We start from the raw sequence: 382 nt of genomic DNA on the forward strand, positions 1-382 counted from the left end.
TTGCTGAGCTTCTTTCAATGAGTGATCTTATGTTGCTGTTAAGTGAGAAGGAGAGCTTTGGACTGGTTGCATTAGAAGCAATGGCTTGTGGCGTCCCTGTTATAGGGACAAGAACAGGAGGAATCCCAGAAGTAGTAGTAGATGGTGAAACAGGATATCTTTGCGAGATTGGTGATACAGACTGTGTAGCTGATAAAGCGATTTCGCTTTTACAAGATGCTGCAAGCTATGAAGCATTTTCTTTACGTGGGATAGAAAGAGTGAAAACCATTTTTCATTCTCGAATCATTGTCTCAAGGTATGAGAAGCTTTATCAACAAATATTGCTAAATGAGTAATTCGGAAATGAGGAATTCGCTTTGGCAAGTGAATGGAAGAAAGC

The 382-nt window shown here is 40.1% G+C and carries 1 protein-coding gene; it reads left to right on the top strand.

Annotation, left to right across the window (positions count from 1 at the left end; translation table 11 throughout):
- A partial coding sequence (locus KH400_RS22130; RefSeq protein WP_217228312.1) for a glycosyltransferase occupies window positions 1–338 on the top strand: 338 nt, incomplete at its 5' end.
- Between the last annotated feature and the right edge of the window lie 44 nt (window positions 339–382).

Source organism: Desertibacillus haloalkaliphilus (assembly GCF_019039105.1).
Classification (GTDB): domain Bacteria; phylum Bacillota; class Bacilli; order Bacillales; family KJ1-10-99; genus Desertibacillus; species Desertibacillus haloalkaliphilus.